General features: G+C 35.3%; 22 protein-coding genes. 10 read left to right on the top strand and 12 right to left on the bottom strand.

Features of this window, described 5'->3' with window-relative positions; all coding sequences use genetic code 11:
* Positions 1–128: 128 nt before the first annotated feature.
* From nadC to ACNQGN_RS09320, 5 genes are all read left to right on the top strand, one after another.
* Positions 129–986: a carboxylating nicotinate-nucleotide diphosphorylase gene (nadC, locus tag ACNQGN_RS09340; RefSeq protein ID WP_417987555.1), complete on the top strand. Its 858-nt coding sequence runs from the start codon at positions 129–131 to the stop codon at positions 984–986.
* The gene (locus tag ACNQGN_RS09335; protein WP_417987554.1) at positions 983–1,894 is read left to right on the top strand and encodes a YihY/virulence factor BrkB family protein; all 912 of its coding nucleotides are present in this window, start codon (positions 983–985) and stop codon (positions 1,892–1,894) included. Before nadC ends, ACNQGN_RS09335 begins: the two co-directional genes overlap by 4 nt.
* Before the next feature lie 214 nt (positions 1,895–2,108).
* Positions 2,109–2,954, top strand: coding sequence for an NAD(P)H-hydrate dehydratase (locus ACNQGN_RS09330; RefSeq protein ID WP_417987553.1), 846 nt, complete (start codon positions 2,109–2,111; stop codon positions 2,952–2,954).
* Between the two features lie 197 nt (positions 2,955–3,151).
* The gene (locus tag ACNQGN_RS09325; protein ID WP_417987552.1) at positions 3,152–3,946 is read left to right on the top strand and encodes a HipA family kinase; all 795 of its coding nucleotides are present in this window, start codon (positions 3,152–3,154) and stop codon (positions 3,944–3,946) included.
* The gene (locus ACNQGN_RS09320) at positions 3,924–4,307 is read left to right on the top strand and encodes a DUF3037 domain-containing protein (protein ID WP_417987551.1); all 384 of its coding nucleotides are present in this window, start codon (positions 3,924–3,926) and stop codon (positions 4,305–4,307) included. The genes ACNQGN_RS09325 and ACNQGN_RS09320 overlap by 23 nt, the downstream gene beginning before the upstream one ends.
* A gap of 319 nt (positions 4,308–4,626) precedes the next feature.
* Here ACNQGN_RS09320 and ACNQGN_RS09315 read toward each other — a convergent pair whose 3' ends face one another.
* Positions 4,627–5,136 carry a GNAT family N-acetyltransferase gene (locus ACNQGN_RS09315; RefSeq protein ID WP_417987550.1) on the bottom strand — a complete coding sequence of 170 codons (510 nt, stop codon included), beginning with the start codon at positions 5,134–5,136 and terminating at the stop codon, positions 4,627–4,629.
* A 247-nt stretch (positions 5,137–5,383) separates the two neighbouring features.
* On the opposite strand from ACNQGN_RS09315, the gene ACNQGN_RS09310 reads away from it, so the two are divergent.
* Positions 5,384–5,806 (top strand): lipocalin family protein, encoded by a 423-nt coding sequence (locus ACNQGN_RS09310; protein ID WP_417987549.1) that lies wholly within the window; start codon positions 5,384–5,386, stop codon positions 5,804–5,806.
* A 514-nt stretch (positions 5,807–6,320) separates the two neighbouring features.
* Entirely contained in the window at positions 6,321–6,860 is a 540-nt protein-coding gene (locus tag ACNQGN_RS09305; protein WP_417987548.1) for a lipid-binding SYLF domain-containing protein, read from the top strand.
* Between the two features lie 185 nt (positions 6,861–7,045).
* Here ACNQGN_RS09305 and thrC read toward each other — a convergent pair whose 3' ends face one another.
* The 3 genes from thrC to thrA form a co-directional block, all read right to left on the bottom strand.
* On the bottom strand, positions 7,046–8,335 hold the full coding sequence (gene thrC, locus ACNQGN_RS09300; protein ID WP_417987547.1) for a threonine synthase: 1,290 nt from the start codon (positions 8,333–8,335) through the stop codon (positions 7,046–7,048).
* A gap of 69 nt (positions 8,336–8,404) precedes the next feature.
* Entirely contained in the window at positions 8,405–9,328 is a 924-nt protein-coding gene (locus ACNQGN_RS09295; RefSeq protein ID WP_417987546.1) for a homoserine kinase, read from the bottom strand.
* Positions 9,329–9,429: 101 nt separating this feature from the next.
* Positions 9,430–11,877 carry a bifunctional aspartate kinase/homoserine dehydrogenase I gene (thrA, locus tag ACNQGN_RS09290; RefSeq protein WP_417987545.1) on the bottom strand — a complete coding sequence of 816 codons (2,448 nt, stop codon included), beginning with the start codon at positions 11,875–11,877 and terminating at the stop codon, positions 9,430–9,432.
* 655 nt (positions 11,878–12,532) lie between these two features.
* Here thrA and hutH point away from each other — a divergent pair.
* Genes hutH through ACNQGN_RS09275 form a run of 3 tightly spaced genes read left to right on the top strand, consistent with a single transcriptional unit; the run spans position 12,533 to position 16,055 of the window.
* Positions 12,533–14,047 carry a histidine ammonia-lyase gene (gene hutH, locus ACNQGN_RS09285; RefSeq protein WP_417987544.1) on the top strand — a complete coding sequence of 505 codons (1,515 nt, stop codon included), beginning with the start codon at positions 12,533–12,535 and terminating at the stop codon, positions 14,045–14,047.
* A 49-nt stretch (positions 14,048–14,096) separates the two neighbouring features.
* Entirely contained in the window at positions 14,097–14,741 is a 645-nt protein-coding gene (locus tag ACNQGN_RS09280; protein ID WP_417987543.1) for a DUF47 domain-containing protein, read from the top strand.
* A gap of 30 nt (positions 14,742–14,771) precedes the next feature.
* Positions 14,772–16,055, top strand: coding sequence for an inorganic phosphate transporter (locus tag ACNQGN_RS09275; RefSeq protein ID WP_417987542.1), 1,284 nt, complete (start codon positions 14,772–14,774; stop codon positions 16,053–16,055).
* Between the two features lie 76 nt (positions 16,056–16,131).
* Here the strand turns inward: ACNQGN_RS09275 and ACNQGN_RS09270 are convergent, their stop codons facing one another.
* The 8 genes from ACNQGN_RS09270 to ACNQGN_RS09235 form a co-directional block, all read right to left on the bottom strand.
* Positions 16,132–16,413, bottom strand: coding sequence for a GNAT family N-acetyltransferase (locus tag ACNQGN_RS09270; protein WP_417987541.1), 282 nt, complete (start codon positions 16,411–16,413; stop codon positions 16,132–16,134).
* Positions 16,414–16,418: 5 nt separating this feature from the next.
* Positions 16,419–16,811 (bottom strand): OsmC family protein, encoded by a 393-nt coding sequence (locus ACNQGN_RS09265; protein WP_417987540.1) that lies wholly within the window; start codon positions 16,809–16,811, stop codon positions 16,419–16,421.
* A 5-nt stretch (positions 16,812–16,816) separates the two neighbouring features.
* Positions 16,817–17,698: a pirin family protein gene (locus ACNQGN_RS09260; RefSeq protein ID WP_417987539.1), complete on the bottom strand. Its 882-nt coding sequence runs from the start codon at positions 17,696–17,698 to the stop codon at positions 16,817–16,819.
* A 33-nt stretch (positions 17,699–17,731) separates the two neighbouring features.
* Positions 17,732–18,610: a pirin family protein gene (locus ACNQGN_RS09255; protein WP_417987538.1), complete on the bottom strand. Its 879-nt coding sequence runs from the start codon at positions 18,608–18,610 to the stop codon at positions 17,732–17,734.
* Positions 18,611–18,697: 87 nt separating this feature from the next.
* Positions 18,698–19,291: a Crp/Fnr family transcriptional regulator gene (locus tag ACNQGN_RS09250; protein ID WP_417987537.1), complete on the bottom strand. Its 594-nt coding sequence runs from the start codon at positions 19,289–19,291 to the stop codon at positions 18,698–18,700.
* A 66-nt stretch (positions 19,292–19,357) separates the two neighbouring features.
* Positions 19,358–19,873, bottom strand: coding sequence for a DUF421 domain-containing protein (locus ACNQGN_RS09245; RefSeq protein ID WP_417987536.1), 516 nt, complete (start codon positions 19,871–19,873; stop codon positions 19,358–19,360).
* 79 nt (positions 19,874–19,952) lie between these two features.
* A complete protein-coding gene (gene rimK / locus ACNQGN_RS09240) occupies positions 19,953–21,323 on the bottom strand; it encodes a 30S ribosomal protein S6--L-glutamate ligase (protein WP_417987535.1) in 1,371 nt (456 codons plus the stop codon).
* A 137-nt stretch (positions 21,324–21,460) separates the two neighbouring features.
* On the bottom strand, positions 21,461–24,007 hold the full coding sequence (locus ACNQGN_RS09235; protein WP_417987534.1) for an ATP-dependent Clp protease ATP-binding subunit: 2,547 nt from the start codon (positions 24,005–24,007) through the stop codon (positions 21,461–21,463).
* Positions 24,008–24,044: the final 37 nt, after the last annotated feature.

Genomic DNA, 24,044 nt, shown 5'->3' with positions numbered 1-24,044 from the left:
TTTTTTTCTTCTTTGTAGTTCTTTATTAAAAATGGATTCATTTACTTGTTTTGTAAAGAACCGAGTGCACATATTTTCAAATCCACAAAATAAATATTACTTTAGCATTCCATAAATGTCCTATAAAAATGATTAGCGAAGCACAGTTCGAAAATGAATTAAATATTTTAATTGAAAACGCAATTAGAGAAGATGTTGGTCCGGGGGATTACAGTTCATTAGCATGTATTCCTGCAACAGCAACCGGAAAAGCGAAATTACTTGTAAAAGAGGATGGTATTGTTGCCGGTGTGGCTTTTGCCAAAATGGTTTTTCAGTATGTAGATCCAAATTTACAAATAGAAACTTTTATTCAGGACGGAACACCAGTAAGAAAAGGCGATATTATTTTTCATGTTTCCGGAAGTTCACAATCTATCTTGAAATCGGAACGGGTAGTTTTGAATTCGATGCAAAGAATGTCCGCAATCGCGACTAAAACGAAAGAATACGTTCGTCTTTTAGAAGGAACAAAAACTAAAATACTTGATACACGTAAAACGACACCTGGTTTCAGAGCTTGTGAGAAATGGGCAGTAAAAATTGGTGGAGGCGAAAATCATCGTTTTGCTTTGTATGACATGATTATGCTCAAGGACAATCACAATGATTTTGCAGGCGGAATTACCTTGGCAATCGCCAAAACCAAAGCGTACCTCAAGGAAAATAATCTGGATCTTAAAATCATTGTCGAAGCTAGAAATTTGGACGAAATCATAGAAATTTTGGAGAGTGAAGGTGTCTATAGAATTCTAATAGACAATTTCAATTATGAAGATACGCGTAAAGCGGTAGCTTTAATTGGTAGCAGATGCCAAACCGAATCTTCAGGAAATATCAACGAAAATACCATTCGTCTTTACGCTGAATGTGGTGTGAATTATATCTCTTCCGGGGCCTTAACGCATTCCGTTTATAACATGGATTTGAGCTTAAAAGCAATATGAGTAAGGAAATCGAAGAAAGAATAGAGAAAATCCCTCTGATACGGAATCTTGCCCGCGGATTGAAAACGATAAAACTCCCATGGTTACAGGGATTGTCGCTGTACGATTTGTTGGAGTTATACGGATTAGGAATTGTTGAAAGTGCTTTAACCTATCACGCGAGTGCGATTGCATTTAGCTTTTTCATGGCATTATTTCCATTTGCTCTGTTTATCTTAAATCTTATTCCTTACATTCCTATTGAAGGATTTCAGGATGATTTTCTTCAGTTTGTCAGGGAAGGCGTACCGCCAAACACCTATGACGCCATATATAAAATCATCAATGATATTCTCAATAATAGTGATTCCGGCTTATTGTCTTCAGGATTTATATTGTCTATTTTTCTTATGGCAAATGGATTAAATGGAATTTTAGGAGGCTTTGAATCCTCACGTCATGTACTGATCAAAAGAGGATTTATACACCAATACATAGTTGCTCTGGCTATGTCATTATTATTGTCAGTGTTATTAATCGTTACCGTGGCGATAATAGTTGTTTTTGAGGTATTTATTCAAAAAACGATATTGAGTGACCATGTTGAATTGATCGTTTTAGGGCGATATGCATTTGTGATTTTAATGATTTTAGTTACAACTTCTATACTCTTCAAATTTGGTACAAAACACGATAAAGACAGGGCCTTTATTTCTATAGGTTCTGTATTTACTACAATATTGGTGCTTTTAGATTCTTATATTTTTGGAATTTGGGTAATCCGATTCTCAAAATACAATGAATTATACGGCTCTATAGGAACCTTGTTAATTTTGATGTTTTACATTTGGATCAACTGTATGATATTACTGCTTGGTTTTGAACTGAATGCTTCAGTAAATAAGTTAAAAGCTAAAAAAGAAGCCTGATTTTTTACAGCTATTCCTGTTTTTAATAAGAAATGGAATTCACCGAACTCTTATGAAAATAAAAGTTTAGCGATGCGATTAGTAGGGATTTAGAATCCAAATACTACATTTTTGTAAATTTGAAATTGTTATTTTTCTACAACTACTAAAAAAGTGACGTATTGAATTGCTGTAATAGCTTATAAATTTGTAAATTTATACAAACAGTCTCCTGATGAATCCCATTTACATTGATCAAAAAGAAATCCTAAAACGATACAAATCCATCGATAAACATACCCATAAAGGTATTCAAGGGCACGCTTTAATTATTGGTGGTAGTTATGGAAAAATGGGAGCGGTCAGTTTGTCATCTAAGGCTTGCTTGAAAACTGGCTGCGGATTAGTCACTGTTTTTATACCTAAATGTGGTTACAATATTCTGCAAACCGCCATTCCGGAAGTCATGGTTCTTACCGACAACCAGGAGGAATTCATTTCCGATATCTCATTCGATATTAAGCCACAAGCCATCGGAGTTGGTCCCGGTTTAGGTCTGGAAACTCAAACACAAAAAGCCATTTATGAATTTCTAAGGAAGAATAAAATTCCTCTGGTAGTCGATGCCGATGCGCTGAATATTTTAGCCAAAAACAAGGAGTGGCTTCCTTTATTACGGCCCTTGACTATCATCACGCCACATCCTAAAGAACTCGAACGATTAATAGGAAAATGGAATTCCGAAGAGGAGAAAATCGTTAAAGCAATTGTATTTTCAAAACAATACCAACTTATTATAGTAATGAAAGGCGCACCTACACGAATAATTGATGGAGATACAATTTACGAAAACACAACAGGTAACGCCGCTTTGGCCACAGCCGGAAGTGGCGATGTTTTAACAGGAATGATTACCAGTTTGTTGGCGCAATCTTATGAGCCAATTGACGCAGCGCTCCTTAGTGTTTATCTTCACGGACTAACTGCTGATATTGCATTGCCGCAAACAGGTTACCAATCGTTTATTGCTTCTGATTGTATTGCAACTATCGGTTCAGCATTTTTGAGCTTAGAAAAATAAGGATTAGTCTTCTTTCAATTTCATCCCATTTGTTACTTCCATTCCGGTTTGCCATTTTCATGATGCAGTAATTTTATCTGATAGGCTCTATGTGAGTTTTGTTGAATAACAATAATCATTCTACTAAAAAGCCATTAAATTTATGCTACTTATTTGTAAGTTTGTACGTAAGCAAAATAGCTATATCCAATTGAATTATGGAAAACATACCCCATCTTAGAACCGTAAATGTTACGCGGTACATAACTCCATTGCGGGAAGGAGGTTCTTTACCTGCACTTGCTGAGGCTGATGATGATTTTAAATATGTCTTGAAATTCAAAGGTGCCGGACATGGTGTGAAGGCTTTAATCGCCGAATTAATTGGCGGAGAAATTGCCCGTGCTTTAAACTTAAAAATGCCGGAATTGGTTTTTGCAAATCTTGATGAAGCTTTTGGTCGCACAGAAGCCGATGAAGAGATTCAGGACCTTCTTCAAGGCAGTCAAGGGCTAAATTTGGCTTTGCATTACTTATCGGGGGCCATAAATTTTGATCCTGTTGTAACGTTGGTTGATCCAAAACTAGCTTCTCAGATTGTTTGGTTGGATGCTTTTATAACCAACGTGGACCGTACGTTTAGAAACACTAATATGTTAATTTGGCACAAAGAATTATGGTTGATAGATCATGGTGCAAGCCTTTATTTTCATCATTCTTGGACCAATTGGAAAGCGCATGCGCAAAGTCCTTTTACACTGATAAAAGACCATGTATTGTTGCCACAAGCTTCATTGCTGAAAGAAACCGATGTTATATTCAAAAAAATATTGACTGATGAAATCTTACAATCCATTGTTAGTCTTATTCCAGTAGAATGGCTGAAGTGGGAAGATACCGATGAAACACCTGAAGCGCTTCGAGAAGTTTATTTACAGTTTTTATCCATCCGCTTGAACCATTCCGAAATTTTTATAAATGAAGCCCAAAATGCAAGAGAAACACTTATATGAGTATGCCGTAATCCGGGTTGTGCCAAGGGTAGAACGCGAAGAATTCCTCAATGTGGGTATTGTTTTGTTTTGTAAAAAAGCAAAATTTATAAAAGTGTTCTGTTCAATGAACGAAGCCAAACTTCAACTATTTTCAGCCGATTTAGATTTGGAACAATTGCATTTAAATTTACAGGCATTCGAGAAAGTGGCACATGGCGAAAAATCGGGTGGACCAATAGCACAATTTGATATCCCATTACGTTTTCGTTGGCTGACTGCTATTCGAAGTTCTGCCATTCAAACCTCAAGACCACATCCGGGATTATGTGATGATTTGGAACAGACAGTGAAACGTTTGTTTGAAGAGCTGGTTTTATAATTAGTATTATTTACTATCTAAGCTGAAAGAGTTATTTTTAGTGTATAAAACGCTCCATTGTTGAATATGTGGAGCGTTTGGTTTTATATGGTTGTTTCATTAAAATATCTTTCCAACAGCATTTATAGGTGCGATTTTCAGTATCATTTGTAGTAGAAGAAAATTTCCCTTCCCGCCTTAATTATTTTCTGCTCCGGTAAGTTCTCTTGTAAATCATAAGTGTCTTTATCAGCTTTAAGGACTAAAATCCCTTAGAGGTACGCGAAAATGGATTGAAATTTATCAGTTTTTCAAACAATTTGATATTGAACGTCTAAATCTATTCAATCCTTTTTTCTAACACAAGAAATTCCAAAGACTGATTAGAAATTGGAATATGAATATCGTTTTCCGGGAAAGGTTCTCTTGCTCCGGTATCAAAATAACCGTTGCGTTTGTACCATGCAATCAATTCCTCCCGAACGGATATCACTGTCATTACAATTTTAGCCAATCCTAATACCGAAGCATGAATTTCAGCCTGTTGTAATAGTTGTTTTCCAACTCCACTATTTTGCAAATCAGGCGAAACCGTGAGCATTCCTAAATACAATTGGAATTCTTTTTCAATTAACAATACGCAACCGACAATGTCATTATTTACCGTAAATTTTAGAATGGTATTTTTTGGGTTTTTAATGATTTTAGTTAGTTCCTTTTCGGTGGTTCTAAGCCCTTCTAATAGGTTCGCTTCGGTGGTCCATCCTTTTTTAGAAGATTCACCGCGGTATGCTGAATTGATTAATTTATTTAATGCAGAAACATCTTCTGCTGTCGCTTTTAAAATCATGTTTACTATAATCTAGTATGAATTTGTCTTTTTCAAAGGTAGAAAAAAGGAAAATAAAATTGTATTTTATTGCTATTGAACCGAGAAAATATTGATATCCGAGGAGTTGGCTTGAATGTATCAGAATACTGAATGTATAGTTGATGCAATTCCAAGAATATAATTATACAAGTAAAATCAATAATTATGTAATACCTCTCCAAAGTAATACCCCTAATTTCGTATCCAACAATTTAAAGATATTAAAATGAAAAAGCGAAATGTATTACTCGTCTTAGTATTAAGCATCGGATTATTTACAACCTCTTGCAGTACTGATGATAATGAAGGTGAAACTCTAGCTCCTTTAGCAGGAAAATGGAATATTACCAAAGTAGGGACTACCGTTTCTGGACAGGAATATTTGATTGATCCACCACAAAATGAAAGTGGGTGCGATAAAGATTATCTGGACCTCAATCTTGATAATACGCTCACTGAAGGAGATTATGATTCAACAGTTAGTGCATGCGCGTTGGAAACTAACTCAGGGATTTATTCTAGATCCCATAATAATTTAACAACAGTAATTGGGGGTGTAACTACAACTAAAGATATTGTTAATCTTACGTTTACGGAGTTAAAGGTAAAAGATGCTAATGGAGGTATTATAGTGTATACTAGAAACTAATTTGTTTCTTAGCACTAAAAGCAGGAACCATTCGGTATGGAGTAAAAAACGGAAATAACTTTAAGAGTTGTTTCCGTTTTTTGATTGACGCCATAAGTGAGTATTAAGTGCGGCTGATGAAAAATCAAAATTTTTTTATTGGATTTGCGTTTTATGAGCACGATAGCTGTATTGAGTAATCTAAATAGTTTGCTTAGTCTTTGCAGTAAATTTATGGATTCATCACATATCTCAGGAGTGGACTTGAAGGATTTTAGAGCGCTTACTTAAGTCATTTATTCAATATCAATTTTATACTGTCTTTAAAGTTTATATTATCTTGTGCTACTATCAGATGAATAACTTGAAAATTAAAATAAAGCTAATGGCTTCTTTTTTTGTGTTATAACTGTGTAATAAATTGATAAAAAAAAACATGTATTGTATTGAAAATCAGTATGTTTTGTTGATTTTAGAAAATTTTTTGTATTATCTTTGAATAGAAAAATAAAAGGACAATTCAATAGATATAGTTATGAAAAATTTAAATATTATTTGGGTAATAGTGATGGCTTGTGTACTAAATGTAACGCTTGTTTCCGGACAGTCGACCTCTAAAAAGAATAAAATTATCGCTGACAGCCATGCGGCAAAGGCTGAGTTCATTAAAAGTGATGCTCTTATGAAAGGAATTTTTGACCAAGCTTATGGCTATGTCATTTTTCCTAATGTTGGCAAAGCGGGATTCGGCGTTGGAGGTGCAGCCGGTAACGGTGTTGTCTATGAACGCAACAAGAAAATAGGTATGGCAAAGTTGTCTCAGCTTAGTATAGGATTTCAGGCAGGTGGACAAGCGTATCGGGAGGTAATATTTTTTGAGTCAAAAAAGGAATTGGAACGGTTTAAAGAAAGCCGATTCGAGTTTTCCGCGCAAGCGTCAGCAGTAGCCGTAACAGAAGGTGCCTCAGCGAATGTAAAGTATACTGATGGTGTTATGGTGTTCACCATGCAAAAGGGAGGGCTCATGTATGAGGCATCCATTGGTGGACAGAAGTTTAAGTTTAATAGGTTGTAACCTCTATTTTCTGTTAGTAAAATTAGTGTGATCCAGATTGTAGGTTGTTGAAGATTTTAACTAAATCCCTTGTCGTTTGTGTGTGTTTCGTTCGACCAACTTAATTATTTTAGAAAACTAATTTTCATAAATAAAAACGACTGAAAGTTCATTTCCAGTCGTTTTGTATTTTAGTTTATAGTGTGCTATGCCAAAAATGATTTTAATTCGTCATAGCTTTTAATTTTTACGCTTACTTTTTCCTTGTTTAGCACACTTTCAATTTGTGTGGGAATAGGCAGTTTTACATTTAATGTTGGTTCTACGGTATCCAAAAATTTTATCGGATGGGCAGTTTCTAAGAAAATGCCAATCGCATCCGGGTGATTTAGTAATTCTTTCTTTAATCCTAAATACCCAACTGCACCGTGTGGTTCTGCAATGTAACGGTCGGAATTATAAATGGTTTTCATTGCTTCAACAGTTTCTGCATCTGTGAAAGTAAATGATGAGAAATCTTTTTTGAACTGCTCCAAATCATTTTGATACATTTCCTGAATACGGATAAAATTACTTGGGTTGCCCACATCCATCGCATTCGAAATCGTAGCTATCGAAGGTTTTGGATCGTAAATTCCATTTTCTAAAAATCTTGGTACGGTATCATTTACATTTGTAGAAGCTACAAAATGATTAATAGGCAATCCCATTTTTTTGGCAATGATACCCGCGCAAATATTTCCAAAGTTCCCGCTTGGGCAAGAAAACACCAATGGTTTGTTTTGCTTCTTTAATGCTTTATACGCAAAGAAGAAATAAAACATCTGTGGCAACCAACGTGCAATATTAATCGAATTCGCGGAAGTCAGATTTTTATGTTTCAAACTCTCATCCAAGAACGCTTTTTTGACCATATCCTGGCAATCGTCGAAAACACCATCTACTTCGAGTGCTTTAATATTTTGTCCTAAAGTAGTTAATTGTCTTTCCTGAATATCGCTTACTTTTCCCGATGGATACAAGATAATCACTTCAACGCCTTTTACACCAAGGAACCCACTCGCGACAGCACCACCGGTATCACCCGAAGTAGCGACAAGAACTGTGTTTTTACTGTCTTTATTATCTTTATTGAAATAACCCAGACAACGTGACATAAAACGAGCGCCTACATCCTTGAAAGCCATCGTTGGACCATGAAATAATTCCAGTGAATAAATACCTTTTTCTACTTCAACCACTGGAAAATCAAAGCACAATGTTTCAGCGATGATTTGCTTTAAAGTTGTTTCGGGGATTTCGTCACCTACAAATTGTTTGATGGCTTCAAAAGCAATTTCTTCATTGCTTAAATTTTCGATACTATCAAAAAAAGTTGGATCTAGTGGAGTAATCGTTTCAGGGAAATACAAGCCTTTATCTGCTGCTAATCCTTGTATTACGGCTTCTTGGAAAGAAACTTTTGGTGCGTTATGGTTTAAACTGTAATATTTCATTTTATACTAGTTACTTTGTGCGGTACACTTTAGGCAGTAAGCTATTTCCTAACGCCTAAAACGTACTGCTTATATAATTATTTTCATTCCCTGATCATTCACTTTTGAAACGTGAATTTCATATGGTAAATTCATTGCATCGTAGACAGCACTCATAGCTTTTGCGATTTTATCAGCAGTTTCCTTTCCTTTGCTTAAAGCAAAAATAGAAGGACCTGAGCCGGATATTCCGGAACCTAATGCTCCATTTTCTAAAGCAGTTTGCTTGATTAAATCAAATCCTGGAATTAGGACGCTTCTCAACGGTTCCACAATTTCATCATGTAAGGAACGACCAATCAAATCATAATCTTTGGTATACAATCCAGCAATTAATCCGCCAACATTTCCCCATTGCATAATGGCACTTTTCAAGGAAACGGTTTGCTTCAATACCGAACGAGCATCTGACGTTTTTAACTCAATTTGCGGATGTACAACAGTCGCATACAATTCTGAAGGACTTTCGATTTTTATGATATCCAAAGGATTGTAACTTCTAACCAAAGTAAATCCACCCAAAAGGGCAGGAGCTACGTTATCGGCATGCGCATTTCCACTTGCTAGTTTTTCTCCTTGCATCGCAAATTGAACCAACTCTTTTCTTGTAAATGGCTTTCCAAGTAACTCGTTGATTCCAAAAACGGCTCCAGCTGAACTTGCTGCGCTGCTTCCAATTCCGCTTCCCGCTTTGATGTGTTTATAAATTTCAATATCAAACCCAAACTCAGTTTCTACTGCTTCTAGCATTGCCAAAGCGGCAACACCAGCTACATTTTTTTCTGTTTCTAAAGGCAAGTCTGCACCAACTATTTTAGTAATGCGAACGCCTTTTATGTTTGATTTTCTAATAATCATTTCGTCACCCGCAGTTTCTAAACAAAGTCCAAGGACATCAAATCCGCAGGAAAGATTAGCTATTGTCGCGGGGCAAAATATTTTTATTTCATTCATTTTTTTTTAGTTTCAAAGGTTTAAAGATGCAAAGGGGCATAGGTTCAAAAGTTCAAAAGGTTATTTCTTAGCTTATTTGAACCTATAATTTTGTAACTTCTTTACACGTTTCCAATTCTAATTACATCCGCAAATATTCCTGAAGCCGTAACCGCAGCTCCTGCACCAGCTCCTTTTATTAATAAAGGCTGATCTACGTAGCGGTCCGTAAAGAACAATACGATATTGTCTTTTCCTTCTAAATTATAAAAAGGATGGTCTTTCGGAATAAATCGTAAGCCAACATTTGCTTTTCCATTTTCGAATTGAGCGACATATTTCAATCGTGAATCTTTGCTCAGCGCTTCTTTATAAATAGCTTCAAAATGAGCGGCATGTTCTGTTAACGATTCAAAAAAGGCTTCATTTGAAATGGTATCTAAACATTCAGCAGGCAAGAAAGATTCGTTGGCAATTTCATCAATTTCCATTTTATAACCGCTTTCTCGTATTAGAATAAGTATCTTCCTGGCAACGTCAATTCCGCTTAAATCAATCTTAGGATCAGGTTCTGTAAACCCTTGTACACCAGCTTCTTTAACGACATCATGAAAACTATGATTTTCATCAAAATTATTAAAGATAAAGTTTAAGCTTCCTGATAAAACAGCTTGGATCTTATTCACTTTATCACCTGAGGCAATTAAGTTTTTTACGGTATCGATAATTGGCAATCCAGCCCCAACATTGGTTTCAAACAAGAAAGGAGCGTTGAACTGTCTTGATAATTTTTTTAGTTTTTTATAATTGTCGTATTCAGATGCACAAGCAATTTTATTACAGGTTACTACGGCAACATTCTGTCTAAGATACTCTTCGTATGTTTTGGATACACTTTCATTTGCGGTAATGTCAACAAAAATACTGTTGCGCAAATTAAGTGCTTTTACATTTGCGATGAACTTTTCTTTGTCAGCAGGTTCCCCGGTTTCTAATGCGAATTGCCATTCTTTTAAAGAGATTCCATCCTCATCAAAATACATTTTTCGGGAATTGGACAAAGCAATTACTCTTAGGTTTATTTTCAGGTTGTCTTTTAAGAATTTCTTTTGTTGGTGAATTTGCTCAATGAATTTTTCACCTACATTTCCAACGCCCATTACAAATAGGTTTAATTGTTTGGTGTTTTCTTCAAAAAAGTTTTCATGTAAGGTATTCAATGCCTTCTTAACATCTCTTTCGTTAATAACTGCAGAGATATTTCTTTCGGAAGCACCTTGTGCAATCGCTCGAATGTTTACGTTGTTTTTTCCTAAAGTACTAAACATTCTTCCGCTTAAACCTTGATGGTTTTTCATATTTTCACCAACCAAAGCAATAATACAAAGGTTTTTTTCTACGATACATGGATCAATTTTGTTTTGCAAAATCTCTATTTCAAAAGCTTTGTTAATCGCATCCTCAGCCACATTGGCATCAGAATTTAAAATACCGATACAAATAGAGTGCTCCGATGACGCTTGAGTAATAAAAATTACGTTGATGTTTTCCTGCGATAATACTTCAAAAAGTCTTTTAGAAGAACCTGTAACACCAATCATTCCTGGTCCTTCAAGTGTGATTAAAGTAATATTATCAATGTGGCTAATTCCTTTTACAGGATTAGTATGAGGTGCTGCACTATTTGAAATATAAGTTCCTTCTGCTTGCGGTTCAAAAGTATTTTTGATATGAATTGGAATATTCTTTCTTAATACTGGCTGGATTGTTGGTGGATATAAAACTTTGGCGCCAAAATGGGACAACTCCATCGCTTCTTGGTAAGAAATAGTAGCAATAGGCTGTGCTTGTTTTACAATCTTTGGATTGGCAGTAAACATTCCATTTACGTCGGTCCAGATTTCCAAGTCAGATGCATTTATTGCACCTGCAATAATAGCAGCAGAGTAATCGGAACCACCGCGACCTAAAGTAGTGTTAATTCCTTCAAGTGATGCGGCAATAAAGCCAGGCATTATAACCACTTGATTTTCATTCGAAGCAAAATAGTCCGCAATTAATTGATTTGTAACTTCAAAATTTACTGTAGCTTTTCCGAAATGATTATCGGTTTTTATTAATTCGCGACTGTCTTTATAGCCACTATTATTTAGATTTTGTTTTAATGCTTCAGAGATGATGTAAGAAGATAGTAGTTCCCCAAAACTTAAAATAGTATCGGAAGTCCTTGTGGATAATTCGCCCAAAAGAAAACAACCGTCTAGTAACGTTTCAAGATGATTTATAATTCTTTTTATATGACTTAACAGGCTGCTTTGTTCACTTACAGGAATAAATTCTTTTAAGGCATCTAAATGTTTTTTCTCTATTTCGGCAAGAATATCTTTGAAGGTTTCGTCTCCAGCAGCCGCTTTTTGAGAAGCGAGTTGAAGCATATCAGTAACTTTACTAAAAGCAGAAACCACTACTACTAATTTTTCTTCTTTTGCTTTATTGATGACAATATCTAGAACCAGTTTTATATTTTGTGCATTGGCAACTGAAGTTCCGCCAAATTTTAATACTTTCATTGTATGTGTTTTATTTTAAAAATGCAATGTTTTTTATACATCCAAAATCTTTCTCCCTTCAGGAAAAAGTATAATAAATAGGATTATATGTAAAATGAATACCCCTAAGGGGTAGTTGTAGTTGTTGTAGCAGTAAATATAACAGAAATTGCAACCCAGCTTTGAGTTGTTATCGAAGATTGATATGTTGATCTGTTGTTTGTCATTTTGATTTCCCAAAAGTACAGTTTTTTATAAAATCCAGAACACTTAATTTGGTTTTTGCGAATATTTTAAAAATTCAATTGCATTTGGATGAAAAATAAGTATTTTTCAATAAATAGTCTTTTTGTTGGTATGATTCTTATAATTGTATGGGTTTTGCAAGGCTGTCGGATAGTTATTGTACACTTTTAATTATACTTAAATTCTAAATTCATTCGCCTTTGCCTATAATACAGCACGAATTTCTCTAATTTTATACCTATAAATTATTTTGCTATTGAAAATCTGACTGCCATTTAGTTTAAGAGTTTATAAGGAGCGCTGTTTATAGGAGCTATTTTGCATGAAATCTATTAATTGGATTTTTTTAGGTGTGAATTTTAAATTATTAATAAAAAATGTTGCTTTTTAATATTGATTTATTCAATTTTGGCACTTAAATACAAAGAGGATGGAAAACACACATTATATAAGCACTGAAGTACTTTCATTAGAAGTTTTAAACGAGATAATAGTGCAACAAAAAATAGTGGCATTATCGGATGAAGCAAAAATAAACATCCAGAAATGCAGGGATTATTTGGATAAAAAAATGGCTACGCATTCAGCGCCTATTTATGGAATCAATACGGGTTTTGGTTCGCTATGTAATGTGAAAATTTCGAATAAAAACTTATCAAAGCTTCAAGAAAATCTCGTGAAATCGCACTCCTGCGGTACAGGTGATGAAGTTCCAAATGAAGTTGTTAAATTGATGCTGCTGCTTAAAATTCAATCGTTGAGTTATGGTCATTCGGGAATTCAACTGCAGACAGTGGAGCGATTGATTGAATTTTATAACAATGATATATTGCCTGTAATTTATACTCAGGGTTCGCTTGGAGCTTCTGGTGATTTGGCGCCCCTGGCACATTTATCATTACCGTTATTGGGCGAAGGTGATGTTTATTTTGAAGGTAAAAAAGTGCATTCCAGTGCAGTTTTAAAGCATTTTAATTGGGAACCTATTATTTTGCAGTCCAAAGAAGGTCTGGCTTTATTAAACGGAACGCAATTTATGAGTGCCTATGGTGCGCATATTTTAATGAAAGCGAATAAGTTTTCTTATTTGGCTGATCTGATAGGAACGATTTCCCTTGAAGGATTTGATGGGAGAATTGAGCCTTTTAATGAGTTGATTCATTTTATTCGTCCTCACAAAGGCCAGATTATAACTGCGAATCGCATAAAAGGTTTTCTCGAAGGAAGCGAAATTATCGAACAAGAAAAAACGCATGTTCAAGATCCGTATTCTTTCAGATGTATGCCTCAAGTTCATGGAGCATCTAAAGATGCTTTTGACTACGTGAAAAAAGTATTCAAAACGGAAATCAATTCTGTGACCGATAATCCTAATATATTTATCGAGAGTGATCAAATCATTTCCGGAGGAAATTTTCATGGACAGCCGCTGGCTTTAGCGTTAGATTTTATGGCGATTGCTTTAGCGGAATTAGGAAGTATTTCGGAGCGCAGAACCTATCAATTGATTTCGGGATTACGAAATCTTCCCGCATTTTTAGTGGATAATCCGGGTTTGAATTCCGGTTTGATGATTCCACAATATACTGCTGCAAGTATTGCAAGCCAGAACAAGCAACTGGCAACACCTTCGAGTATTGATAGCATTGTGTCCAGCAATGGACAAGAGGATCATGTTAGTATGGGAGCAAACGGCGCCACAAAGGCGTTGCGTGTTATGGACAATCTGGAGCGAATTTTAGCGATAGAGCTGATGAATGCATCCCAAGCTATAGAATATAGAAGGCCACTACAATCAAGTGATTTTATTGAAATGTTTTTAAGTGCCTATCGTGAAGAAGTTTCTTTGGTAAAAGAAGACCGAATTTTACATTATGACATTGAAAAAACCGTTTCTTTTCTGAACAGTTTTCAGATTGAAGACGATTTGTTAACAATAGCTTAACATTACCTTAAAATAATGAACTAATTTTGCAGTTCTAAAATCTAATAAAATGTCAATAAATAGTATTTTCCAATTTTTAGTTCCAAAAGACAAAAAATTCTTTCCTCTTTTCGAAGAAGCATCCAGTAATTTAATTGAATTGGCCTCAAATCTGCACGAAGCGGTTAATCTTCCATTGAAAGAAAGAGAAGTTCTTTTTCAAAAAATTGATACTTTAGAACAAAAAGGAGAAGACATCACACGTCAGACTAATTTGGAATTAAGCAGAAACTTTATCACTCCTTTTGATAGAGAAGATATTCACTCCCTGATTACTTCAATTGATAATGTAGCAGATAATCTTCATGGGGCAGCCAGTAGAATGAGATTGTATCAAGTAGATAAGATTACAAAATCAATTAGAAAATTGACAGAAATAAATCTTGAAGCATGTCAAAATATTGATGTTGCAGTAAAAGAGCTGAAAAGTTTTAAAAAAATCAAGCATATAACAGATGCTTGTGCAAGAATTAGCAAGTTGGAAAATAAATCCGATACTGTTTATAATAAAGCGGTATTTGAAATATTTGAAAATGAAACCGACGCAAAAAACATTATTAAATATAAAGAAGTATTGTCAGTTTTAGAATCGGCAACTGATAAATGTAAGAGTGTTGCAAGTGTTTTAGAATCAATCGCTGTAAAACATTCTTAATTCATCAGTTTTATTCTGAAATACTATTTTATGGAATTCACTTTACTAATAATTATTATAGTTCTAGCTTTAATTTTTGACTATATCAACGGTTTTCATGATGCGGCAAATGCTATAGCTACCGTTGTTGCCACAAAAGTTCTGACTCCATTTCAAGCGGTACTTTGGGCTGCTTTTTTTAATTTTTTGGCCTATTGGGTTTTTGGTTTTGGAGTTGCTGATACAGTTGCTAAAACCGCGAATACAATGGACATCAATCTGGTAGTAATTCTCGCGGGTATAATCGCGGCTATATGTTGGAACTTGCTGACCTGGTGGCTTGGAATACCTTCGAGTTCTTCTCATACTTTAATAGGTGGATTTGCCGGAGCAGCAATTGCACATGCTGGTTTTGAAGTTGTATCGTGGTATAAGGAAGGGAAAGATGGAGGAATGCCTTCTGGAGTTTTAATAATTGTTGCTTTTATTATTTTGGCACCGTTACTAGGCGCTTTGATCTCTTATTTAATATCTATTTGGCTTTTAAGTTCTTCTAAAAAAAGTATTTACCCAAAATTATTTACCCTATCTCTTATAGCATTGACTATTTGGTTTGTGGAAAGCCAAATGCTGTATTATGATCAGATTGAAAAACCTCGTTTCGATTCTCCTTTTTGGAGTGTAGTGTTTGAGGCACATAACATTAAATGGTTTTTGGTAGCATTCATTGTTTTGTCTGTTAGTGTCTTTTGTTTGATTTTTAGTAGTTTAAATCTTAGTCAGGCTACTGAATGGTTGAAAAAGATGCAATTATTATCCTCCGCGGCCTTTAGTTTAGGACATGGTGGAAATGATTCCCAAAAAGTAATGGGTATTATTGCAGCAGCAGTTGCGGTTTATATTCATACGAGCGGAGTTTCGCAGGAAACTTTACCAAGCTGGTTAGACGTAGTACTTCCTAATGAAGAAGGAGCGTTTAAAATGCCGGCGTGGATTCCTTTAGCGTGTTATTCTGCGATTGCAGCGGGAACTTTAAGTGGCGGTTGGAAGATTGTGAAAACAATGGGTTCTAAAATTACTAAAGTAACTTCTTTTGAAGGTGTTGCTGCTGAAACGGCAGGAGCTTTAACCTTGTATTTTACAGAGCATTTAAAAATTCCGGTAAGTACAACACATACTATAACGGGTTCTATAATTGGAGTTGGTTTAACGAAGCGTGTTTCTGCAGTTCGTTGGGGTGTGACTGTAAGTTTAATTTGGGCATGGGTGCTAACGATTCCTATTTCAGCTATTTTAGCTGCATTGGTTTATTATTTCCTTAGTTTGTTTTTATAGTTCTAGGCTTTATAAAATTCATATAAAAAAACCATTCAATTTGAATGGTTTTATGCTTTTTAAGTTTAATTTTTTTTTAAAACAAAAGATCCTGAATTTCTTCCATTTTGTCAAATACACTCTTGGCAAAAGGGCATAAAGGCAAGATTTTAAGATTATTTTCCCTCGCGTATTGTACGGCTTCCAGCACCATTTTTTTGCCCACACTTAGTCCTGCAAAATCAGGATTCACTTCAGTATGATCGATGATAAATTTTTCAGTTCCAGCCCAAGTATAGGTCATTCTTCCAGCTTCAATTTCATTGTCATAAGCTCTAAAATAGCCTTTTTTAGTTTCGTTTATTTGTTCAATTATCATGATTTTTAATTTAATTCGGTTAAAATTTGGATAGGGTTAGTTAAAATTTGATGCATTGGGCATCTATCGGCAATGTTTAATAATCTTGCTTTTTGTGCGTTGTCTAAATTCCCAAATAATTGAATGTTGCGCATCATTTTTGATTTATTTTCAATTGCATCTTTTTCAAAAGTGACTTCCACTTTTATAGCTGTTAAATCCCATTCTTTCCGGCTGGCATACATGCGTAATGTAATGCACGTACAAGCTGCTAAGGAGGATGCTAAAAGTTCTTTTGGTGCAAAGCCTAAATCCTTTCCCCCGGCACTTTCTGGTTCATCTGAAATAATCATATTACTAGCCGATTTTATTTCTGTTTTATAAAGATCTTGGCCAATGTGCGCTGTTATTTTAATCATAATTGCTATTTTTTATTTTGCTCCGGAAGTGGAACATATTCACTTTCGCCCGGAACTTTATCAAAAGTTTGTGCCAACCATTTTTCTTTTGCTTTTTCAATCAATTCTTTAGTTGAAGCGACAAAATTCCAATAAATATATCTTTCTTCAGGAAAAGGTTCTCCTCCAAAAATATAAATTGTTGTATTTTCTGCCATATCAAAGGTGCAGAGTTTACTGTCTTTGGCAATCAAAATTTGTTTTGGTTCAAAAACGGCACCTTCACTTTCTATACTGCCTTCTAAAATATATAAAGCGCTTTCGCCAAATAAATGGTTACCAATAGTCACTGTTTGGCGAGTGGTGCTTTTTAATTCTAAAAGATAAAGCGGACTGTAAACCGGAACAGGTGATTTTTTGCCGAGTACTTCCCCTGCTATAAGTTTATAAGCAATATTGTCAGCTTTCCATTCTGGAATTTGATTTTCAGGTACATGAAAAAAAGAAGGTTCTATTTCCTCCAAATCCTTTGGCAAAGCCACCCAAATTTGTAGACCATGTAATATTTTATCGGATTTTCGCAAATATTCTGGTGTTCGCTCAGAATGGACAATGCCTTTTCCTGCGGTCATCCAATTGATTTGTCCGGGTTTGATTTCCATTTCAGTTCCCAAACTGTCTTTGTGCATAATGCTTCCTTCAAATAGGTAGGTCAAAGTCGTAAGTCCAATGTGGGGATGTGGTCCGACATCTAAATTTTCATATTCACTCATGCAGGTCGGCCCCATATGATCAATGAATGCAAATGGTCCAACCATTCTTTTTTCTCGAAACGGAAGCAATCGTCCAACCATAAAGTTACCAATGTTGCTCGGGCGTTCTTCAATTATCAGTTTAATATTTGACATGTTTGTGTATTTTAAAATATAAAAATAATAAAATTACTCTTCCAAATAACCAAATTTTCCCATATTCACATCATTGAATGCTTGCATGATTTCAGCTTGAGTGTTCATTACAAACGGGCCGTGCGCTGCGATAGGTTCATTGATGGGTTCGCCACTCAAAATTAAAACTATTGCATTTTCAGTTGCTTCAACGGTAAATTCTTCTCCCTCATTTGCAAACAATGCAAAATGGTCGGCAGGAACATTTTCTGTATTGTTAATTTTTACGTTTCCTTCAATTACCAATAATCCGGTGTTGAAATTCGCAGGAAAACGGAAGGTCGCTTTGGTTCCTTTATTCAACTTGGCATTTTGCAAATGGACAGGGGTGAACGTAGAAGCGGTACCTTTAATATTCTCGTACTGTCCTGCAATAACTTCAATCACACCGCCGTTTTCTGGGAGTTCAAATTTGTTAATGTGGTCGTTGGTAATTCCTTGATATTTTGGTGTTGACATTTTATCTTTTGCGGGAAGATTGACCCAAAGTTGCACCATTTGAAAATCACCACCCTTTTTGCTGAATTCTGCCTCGTGGTATTCTTTGTGTAGAATTCCGGAAGCAGCAGTCATCCATTGCACGTCACCCTCGCCAATGATACCAATATTTCCAGAACTGTCGTGATGGGCTACTTTTCCATGATAGGCAATTGTAACGGTTTCAAAACCCCGGTGAGGATGGACGCTTACACCTCTGGGTTGATCCGTAGGCGGGAAATAAAATTTAGAATTATAATCCATCATAATAAAAGGACTCATTCTCTTCATGTCTAAATTATGTCCGCTCGGGATAAAATTATGTACCCTAAATCCGTCACCAACCATGTGTGGTGGAGGTGGAGCCAATACTAATTCAATATTTTTTGTTTTCATGTTATACCTTATTTTGTTAGAGTACAAATTTACGATTGTATAAAATCGGAAACATTGATATAGAATAAGAAATGAATTTGCAATGAATTAATACGGTTTGAAATTTCTTTTAGCTAATTCTTTACGAACCCTGCTTAATGTTTCCGGTGTAATACCTAAATAGGAAGCAATCATCCATTGCGGAATACGCAAGGTAAGACTCGGATAAATGGTTATAAAATCCAAATAGCGTTGCTCTGCTGTTGCACCCAATAGGAGATTTACTCGTTTTTGAAGCTGGCGAATATGATTGTGCAAGGCAGTATTGTCCTGTTGTCGGAAAGTAATACTAATTTCAGCTGCGGCATCGATAAAATTCTTATCGATAAAAACAATTTCTGTTTCTTCAATGGCATCAATAAATAATTCAGAAGGCTCGTTGAAATAAGAACTGCTCCTATCCGAAATAATCCAATTTTCAGATGCAAATTGAATGATATGCTCCTTTCCAGTTTCGTCAATGGTATAGGAACGCAACAGTCCTTTGGATACAAAAAAAGAGTGATGACAAATGGCTCCCTGATGCAGTAGGATAGTGCCTTTTTCTACCTTCTTGGATTGCAATGTAGCGGTAATCGAAAGGAATTGTTCGTCCGTTAGATTGGTTTTGGATTGGAAGTAGGTTTTGAATGAATCAAGCATAATTTCGGGGGTCGGTAATACTTCTTTTTAGTGTCTTTATAACTCTCGTAAAAATTATTGTAAGAGCTAGTTTATTCCGCTCAAATTTTTATGGATACGTTTTCGTTTATAATGGGTTTGTTTTAGATTTTCATTACCTGATATAATGCTAATATTACCATCAATCTCAAGCATAGCTAATTTTACATCTTTAAAAAACTCGATTCCATGTTCCCGCATCGCTTCTTTTAACTCCTCTGAAGTGATGTTTAATTTGCTTAAAGACTTAAAATCCAAAGTACCGTTGTGAATCAGGATTTCTGGTTTTTCCTGCATAAAGTCACTAAATTTCGGATACTTAAACATTAATTTCTTTAAAATAAAATTGATGGTAAAAAGTATGGCAGCAGCAGCCAGACCTCCGTAAAGACTTGTATTTTGGCCGACCATTGCATTTTGAACGGAGTTACTTATCAATAATATTAATATTACATCAGCAGTATTGAGTTGTGATAATTCCTTTTTTCCAAAAAATCTCAAAGCAATAAGCATGAAAATATAAACTGCAGCACTACGAAAGATAATATCGAGATATGTGTTCATTATTTTTTGTTTGAAGTTTTACGTAAAGGGATAAATGACAGTTTTAATTGTCATTGGAATTCTATATTAAAAATCGGAGCTATTTTAACTTAAAATTTTTCTCAATAGCTTTTATCATTTCGCCTGCAATGTCTTTATTGGTAGCTCCTTCAATCCCTTCCAGCCCTGGTGATGAATTTACTTCTAATAACAATGGCCCTTTTGAGGAACGAATAATGTCAACACCAGCTACTTTTAAATCCATCGCTTTTGCAGCTTTTATCGCAATGCGTTTTTCTTCCGCTGTCACTTTTATTACTGAAGCAGTTCCTCCAAGATGGATATTGGCTCTAAATTCACCGGGCATTGCTTCCCGTTGAATAGCGGCAACTACTTTTCCGTCAATTACAAAACAACGAATGTCTTTTCCATTGGCTTCTTTAATGAATTCCTGAACTAATATATTGGCATTTAAACTTTTGAAAGCATTAATCACACTTTCTGCAGCTTTTTTGGTTTCCGCTAATACAACACCTTTTCCCTGTGTTCCTTCAAGTAATTTAACGATTAAAGGAGAACCTCCAACCATCTTTATCAAATCATCCGTATCTAAAGGAGAGTTGGCAAATCCTGTAGTGGGGATTTCTACTCCATGATTTAAAAGTAATTGTAAAGAATACAACTTATCACGTGATTGTGTAATCGCGTTTGAAGAATTTAAACAAAATACTTTTAATGCCTCGAACTGTCTCGTTAAAGCACAGCCATAAAAAGTTATGCTTGGTCGAATTCTTGGGATAATGGCATCAAATTGATTTAATATTTTTCCTCCACGGTAATGAATTTCCGGTGTTTTTGCATCCAGTTTCATATAACATTCTTTGATATTCAGAAAATGCATTTCATGACCGCGCATTTCACCTGCTTCCATGATACGTTTGTTACTGTATAGCTCCGGATTGCTGGCCAAAAGGCCAATACGCAAACCAGAACTTGCTTTTTCGGAATTTTTATATAGTTCTTTCAAGCTGTCTGAAGTAGGTTGTCCTAGAAGATATTTTTGTTCCGGGTCTACAAGAACCCTTCCGCTCATAGCCTCACGTCCTAAAAGCATTCTAAAACCCATGGAATCTCTATTAGTCAATGTCATTTCTATTGGCCAGATCGAATCACCAATTTTCAAGTTGGTTTGAATAACATAACGTTGCTCTCTAAAACCACTGGAGCTTTTTACAAAACGTTTATCAACTAATGGTGCTTCACAATGAATTACCGTTTTTAGATTATTTTGAATTGGGTTGATATCAAACTTTACCCAGTTTGCTTCATTCTTGATAAAAGGGGCAATGTTTATAGCGTGTAAAGCGGATGTTTTTGCTCCTGAATCAACACGTGCTTTAATAGTTGGAATTCCTAATTCAGGAAATGAACACCATTCTTCGCTACCCAGGATAACTTTGTTTTGAGACATAAAGTAATTTTATTTAACCTATTTTTTAAAAATCAAATGTAAATATTTGTTTTCAAAAAAAGTTAGATTTGTATAAAGAATAAACCCGTTATGTTATAAAAACGTAACGGGTTTGTTTCGTGTAATTCTATAAGAATTTAGGGATTAGTTGGCTCACCAGCTTTATGAACTTGTACGGTCAGTTCTTGGGCTCCGTCTTCAATATCCATGTAAATTTCATCTCCTGAAGCAATTTTTGAAGTGATAATTTCTTCGGCAAGTGCATCTTCAACATATTTCTGAATAGCTCTTTTTAAAGGTCTTGCGCCAAACTGTCTATCAAATCCTTTGTCGGCGATAAAAGCTTTTGCTTTATCAGAAAGGTTTAATTGGTAGCCCAATTCTGCAACACGAGCATATAATTTTTTCAATTCGATTTCAATAATCAAATCAATATCATGTTTCTCTAAAGCGTTGAAAACTATTACATCATCAATTCTATTAAGGAATTCCGGAGCGAAAGTTTTTTTCAATGCATTTTCAATGATGCTTTTCGAATTATCATCGGCCTGTGCTACTTTGGCAGCAGTTCCAAAGCCAACTCCCTGACCAAAATCTTTTAATTGTCTGGCTCCAACATTTGAAGTCATGATAATTATAGTGTTTTTGAAGTCAATTTTTCGGCCTAAACTATCTGTTAAATAACCATCATCAAGAACTTGCAACAGCATATTAAAAACATCAGGATGTGCTTTTTCTATCTCATCCAATAAGACAACACAATAGGGTTTTCTTCTTACTTTCTCTGTCAATTGTCCGCCTTCTTCATATCCGACATATCCCGGAGGTGCGCCAACTAAACGAGAGATTGCAAATTTTTCCATGTATTCACTCATGTCAATACGGATTAGTGCATCTTCTGAATCAAATAATTCCTTTGCAAGTACTTTTGCCAATTGCGTTTTACCAACACCGGTTTGTCCTAAGAAGATAAAGGAACCAATAGGTCGGTTCGGATCTTTTAATCCGGCACGATTTCTTTGGATAGAACGAGCAATTTTCATTACTGCTTCTTTTTGGCCAATTACCTTTCCTTCAATTAGTTCTGGAAGTTTAGCTAACTTGTTACTTTCAGTTTGGGCAATACGATTTACTGGAATTCCAGTCATCATTGAAACGACATCGGCAACATTGTCTTCGGTAACTTCAATTCGATTGTTTTTAGCATCTTCTTCCCATTGTTCCTGAGCAATTGCTAAGTCCTTTTCAATACGTTTTTCGTCGTCACGCAACTTTGCAGCCTCCTCGTATTTCTGTTTTTTGACAACCACATTTTTCAATTCTCGAACATCTTCTAATTGACGTTCTAAATCTAAAATCTGTTTTGGTACTTCAATATTGGTAATGTGTACTCTTGAACCTGCTTCATCCAGCGCATCAATAGCTTTGTCCGGCAAGAATCGTTCCGACATATATCTATCAGTTAGTTTTACACAAGCTTCAATTGCTTCTTGCGTATAAGTAACATTGTGGTGGTCTTCATATTTGTTTTTGATGTTGTTCAAAATTGTAATGGTTTCCACAACAGATGTTGGTTCCACTATTATTTTTTGAAAACGTCTTTCCAATGCACCATCTTTCTCAATATATTGACGGTATTCATCCAATGTGGTAGCGCCAATACATTGAATTTCACCTCGTGCCAATGCAGGTTTGAACATGTTGGATGCGTCTAATGAGCCTGTAGCCCCACCAGCTCCGACAATAGTATGAATTTCATCTATGAAAAGAATAATGTCGTCATTCTTTTCTAATTCGTTCATTACTGCTTTCATGCGCTCTTCAAACTGTCCACGGTATTTTGTCCCAGCGACAAGGCTCGCTAAATCTAGCGTAACAACGCGTTTGTTGAAAAGGATTCGAGATACTTTCTTTTGAATAATTCGCAAAGCTAATCCTTCAGCAATAGCTGATTTCCCTACTCCAGGTTCTCCTATAAGTAGTGGATTGTTCTTTTTGCGACGGCTCAAAATTTGAGAAACACGTTCGATTTCTTTTTCACGTCCTACAACAGGATCTAACTTTCCTTCTTCGGCCATTTCCGTTAAATCTCTACCAAAATTATCTAAAACAGGTGTTTTAGATTTTTTGTTTGATTTATTGGCAGGATTATTAAAAGCACCTTCTTTAAGACTGTCATCTTGTCCTGAATCGTCATTATATGATTCGCTTCTTGGCAAGTTTTCTAAAAATTCTTCTTCGCTTGGGGTCATATTTAAATATTGTTCTTTAGCTACGTCATAATCAATTTTAAGTTTATTCAATAGCTTGGTTGTTGGATCGTTTTCGTTTCTTAAAATACATAACAATAAATGCGCTGTACTAATTGACGAGCTATGAAATACCTTTGCTTCAAGAAAAGTGGTTTTCAACGCTCGTTCTGCCTGGCGTGTAAGGTGTAGATTTTTCTTTTCCACGTTAACTTCAACGCTTGGGCTTGCGGGGCTTAGGATTTCTACCTTTCTGCGTAAATGATCTAAATCGACCGATAGGTTGTTCAATATTTGTATTGCTTTTCCATTTCCGTCTCTTAATATACCTAGCATCAAGTGTTCAGTTCCTATGAAGTCATGACCCAGTCGCAAAGCTTCTTCTTTGCTATAGGTAATAACATCTTTTACTCTTGGTGAAAAATTATCATCCATAATATATATTTGATATCGTAAATTTAGTGAATTAGTA

Origin of the sequence: Flavobacterium rhamnosi (assembly GCF_048286515.1) — a bacterium.
Taxonomy (GTDB): Bacteria; Bacteroidota; Bacteroidia; order Flavobacteriales; family Flavobacteriaceae; genus Flavobacterium.
The sequence above is the reverse complement of the archived record's forward strand: the minus strand, read 5'-3'. Positions and strand labels throughout refer to the sequence as shown.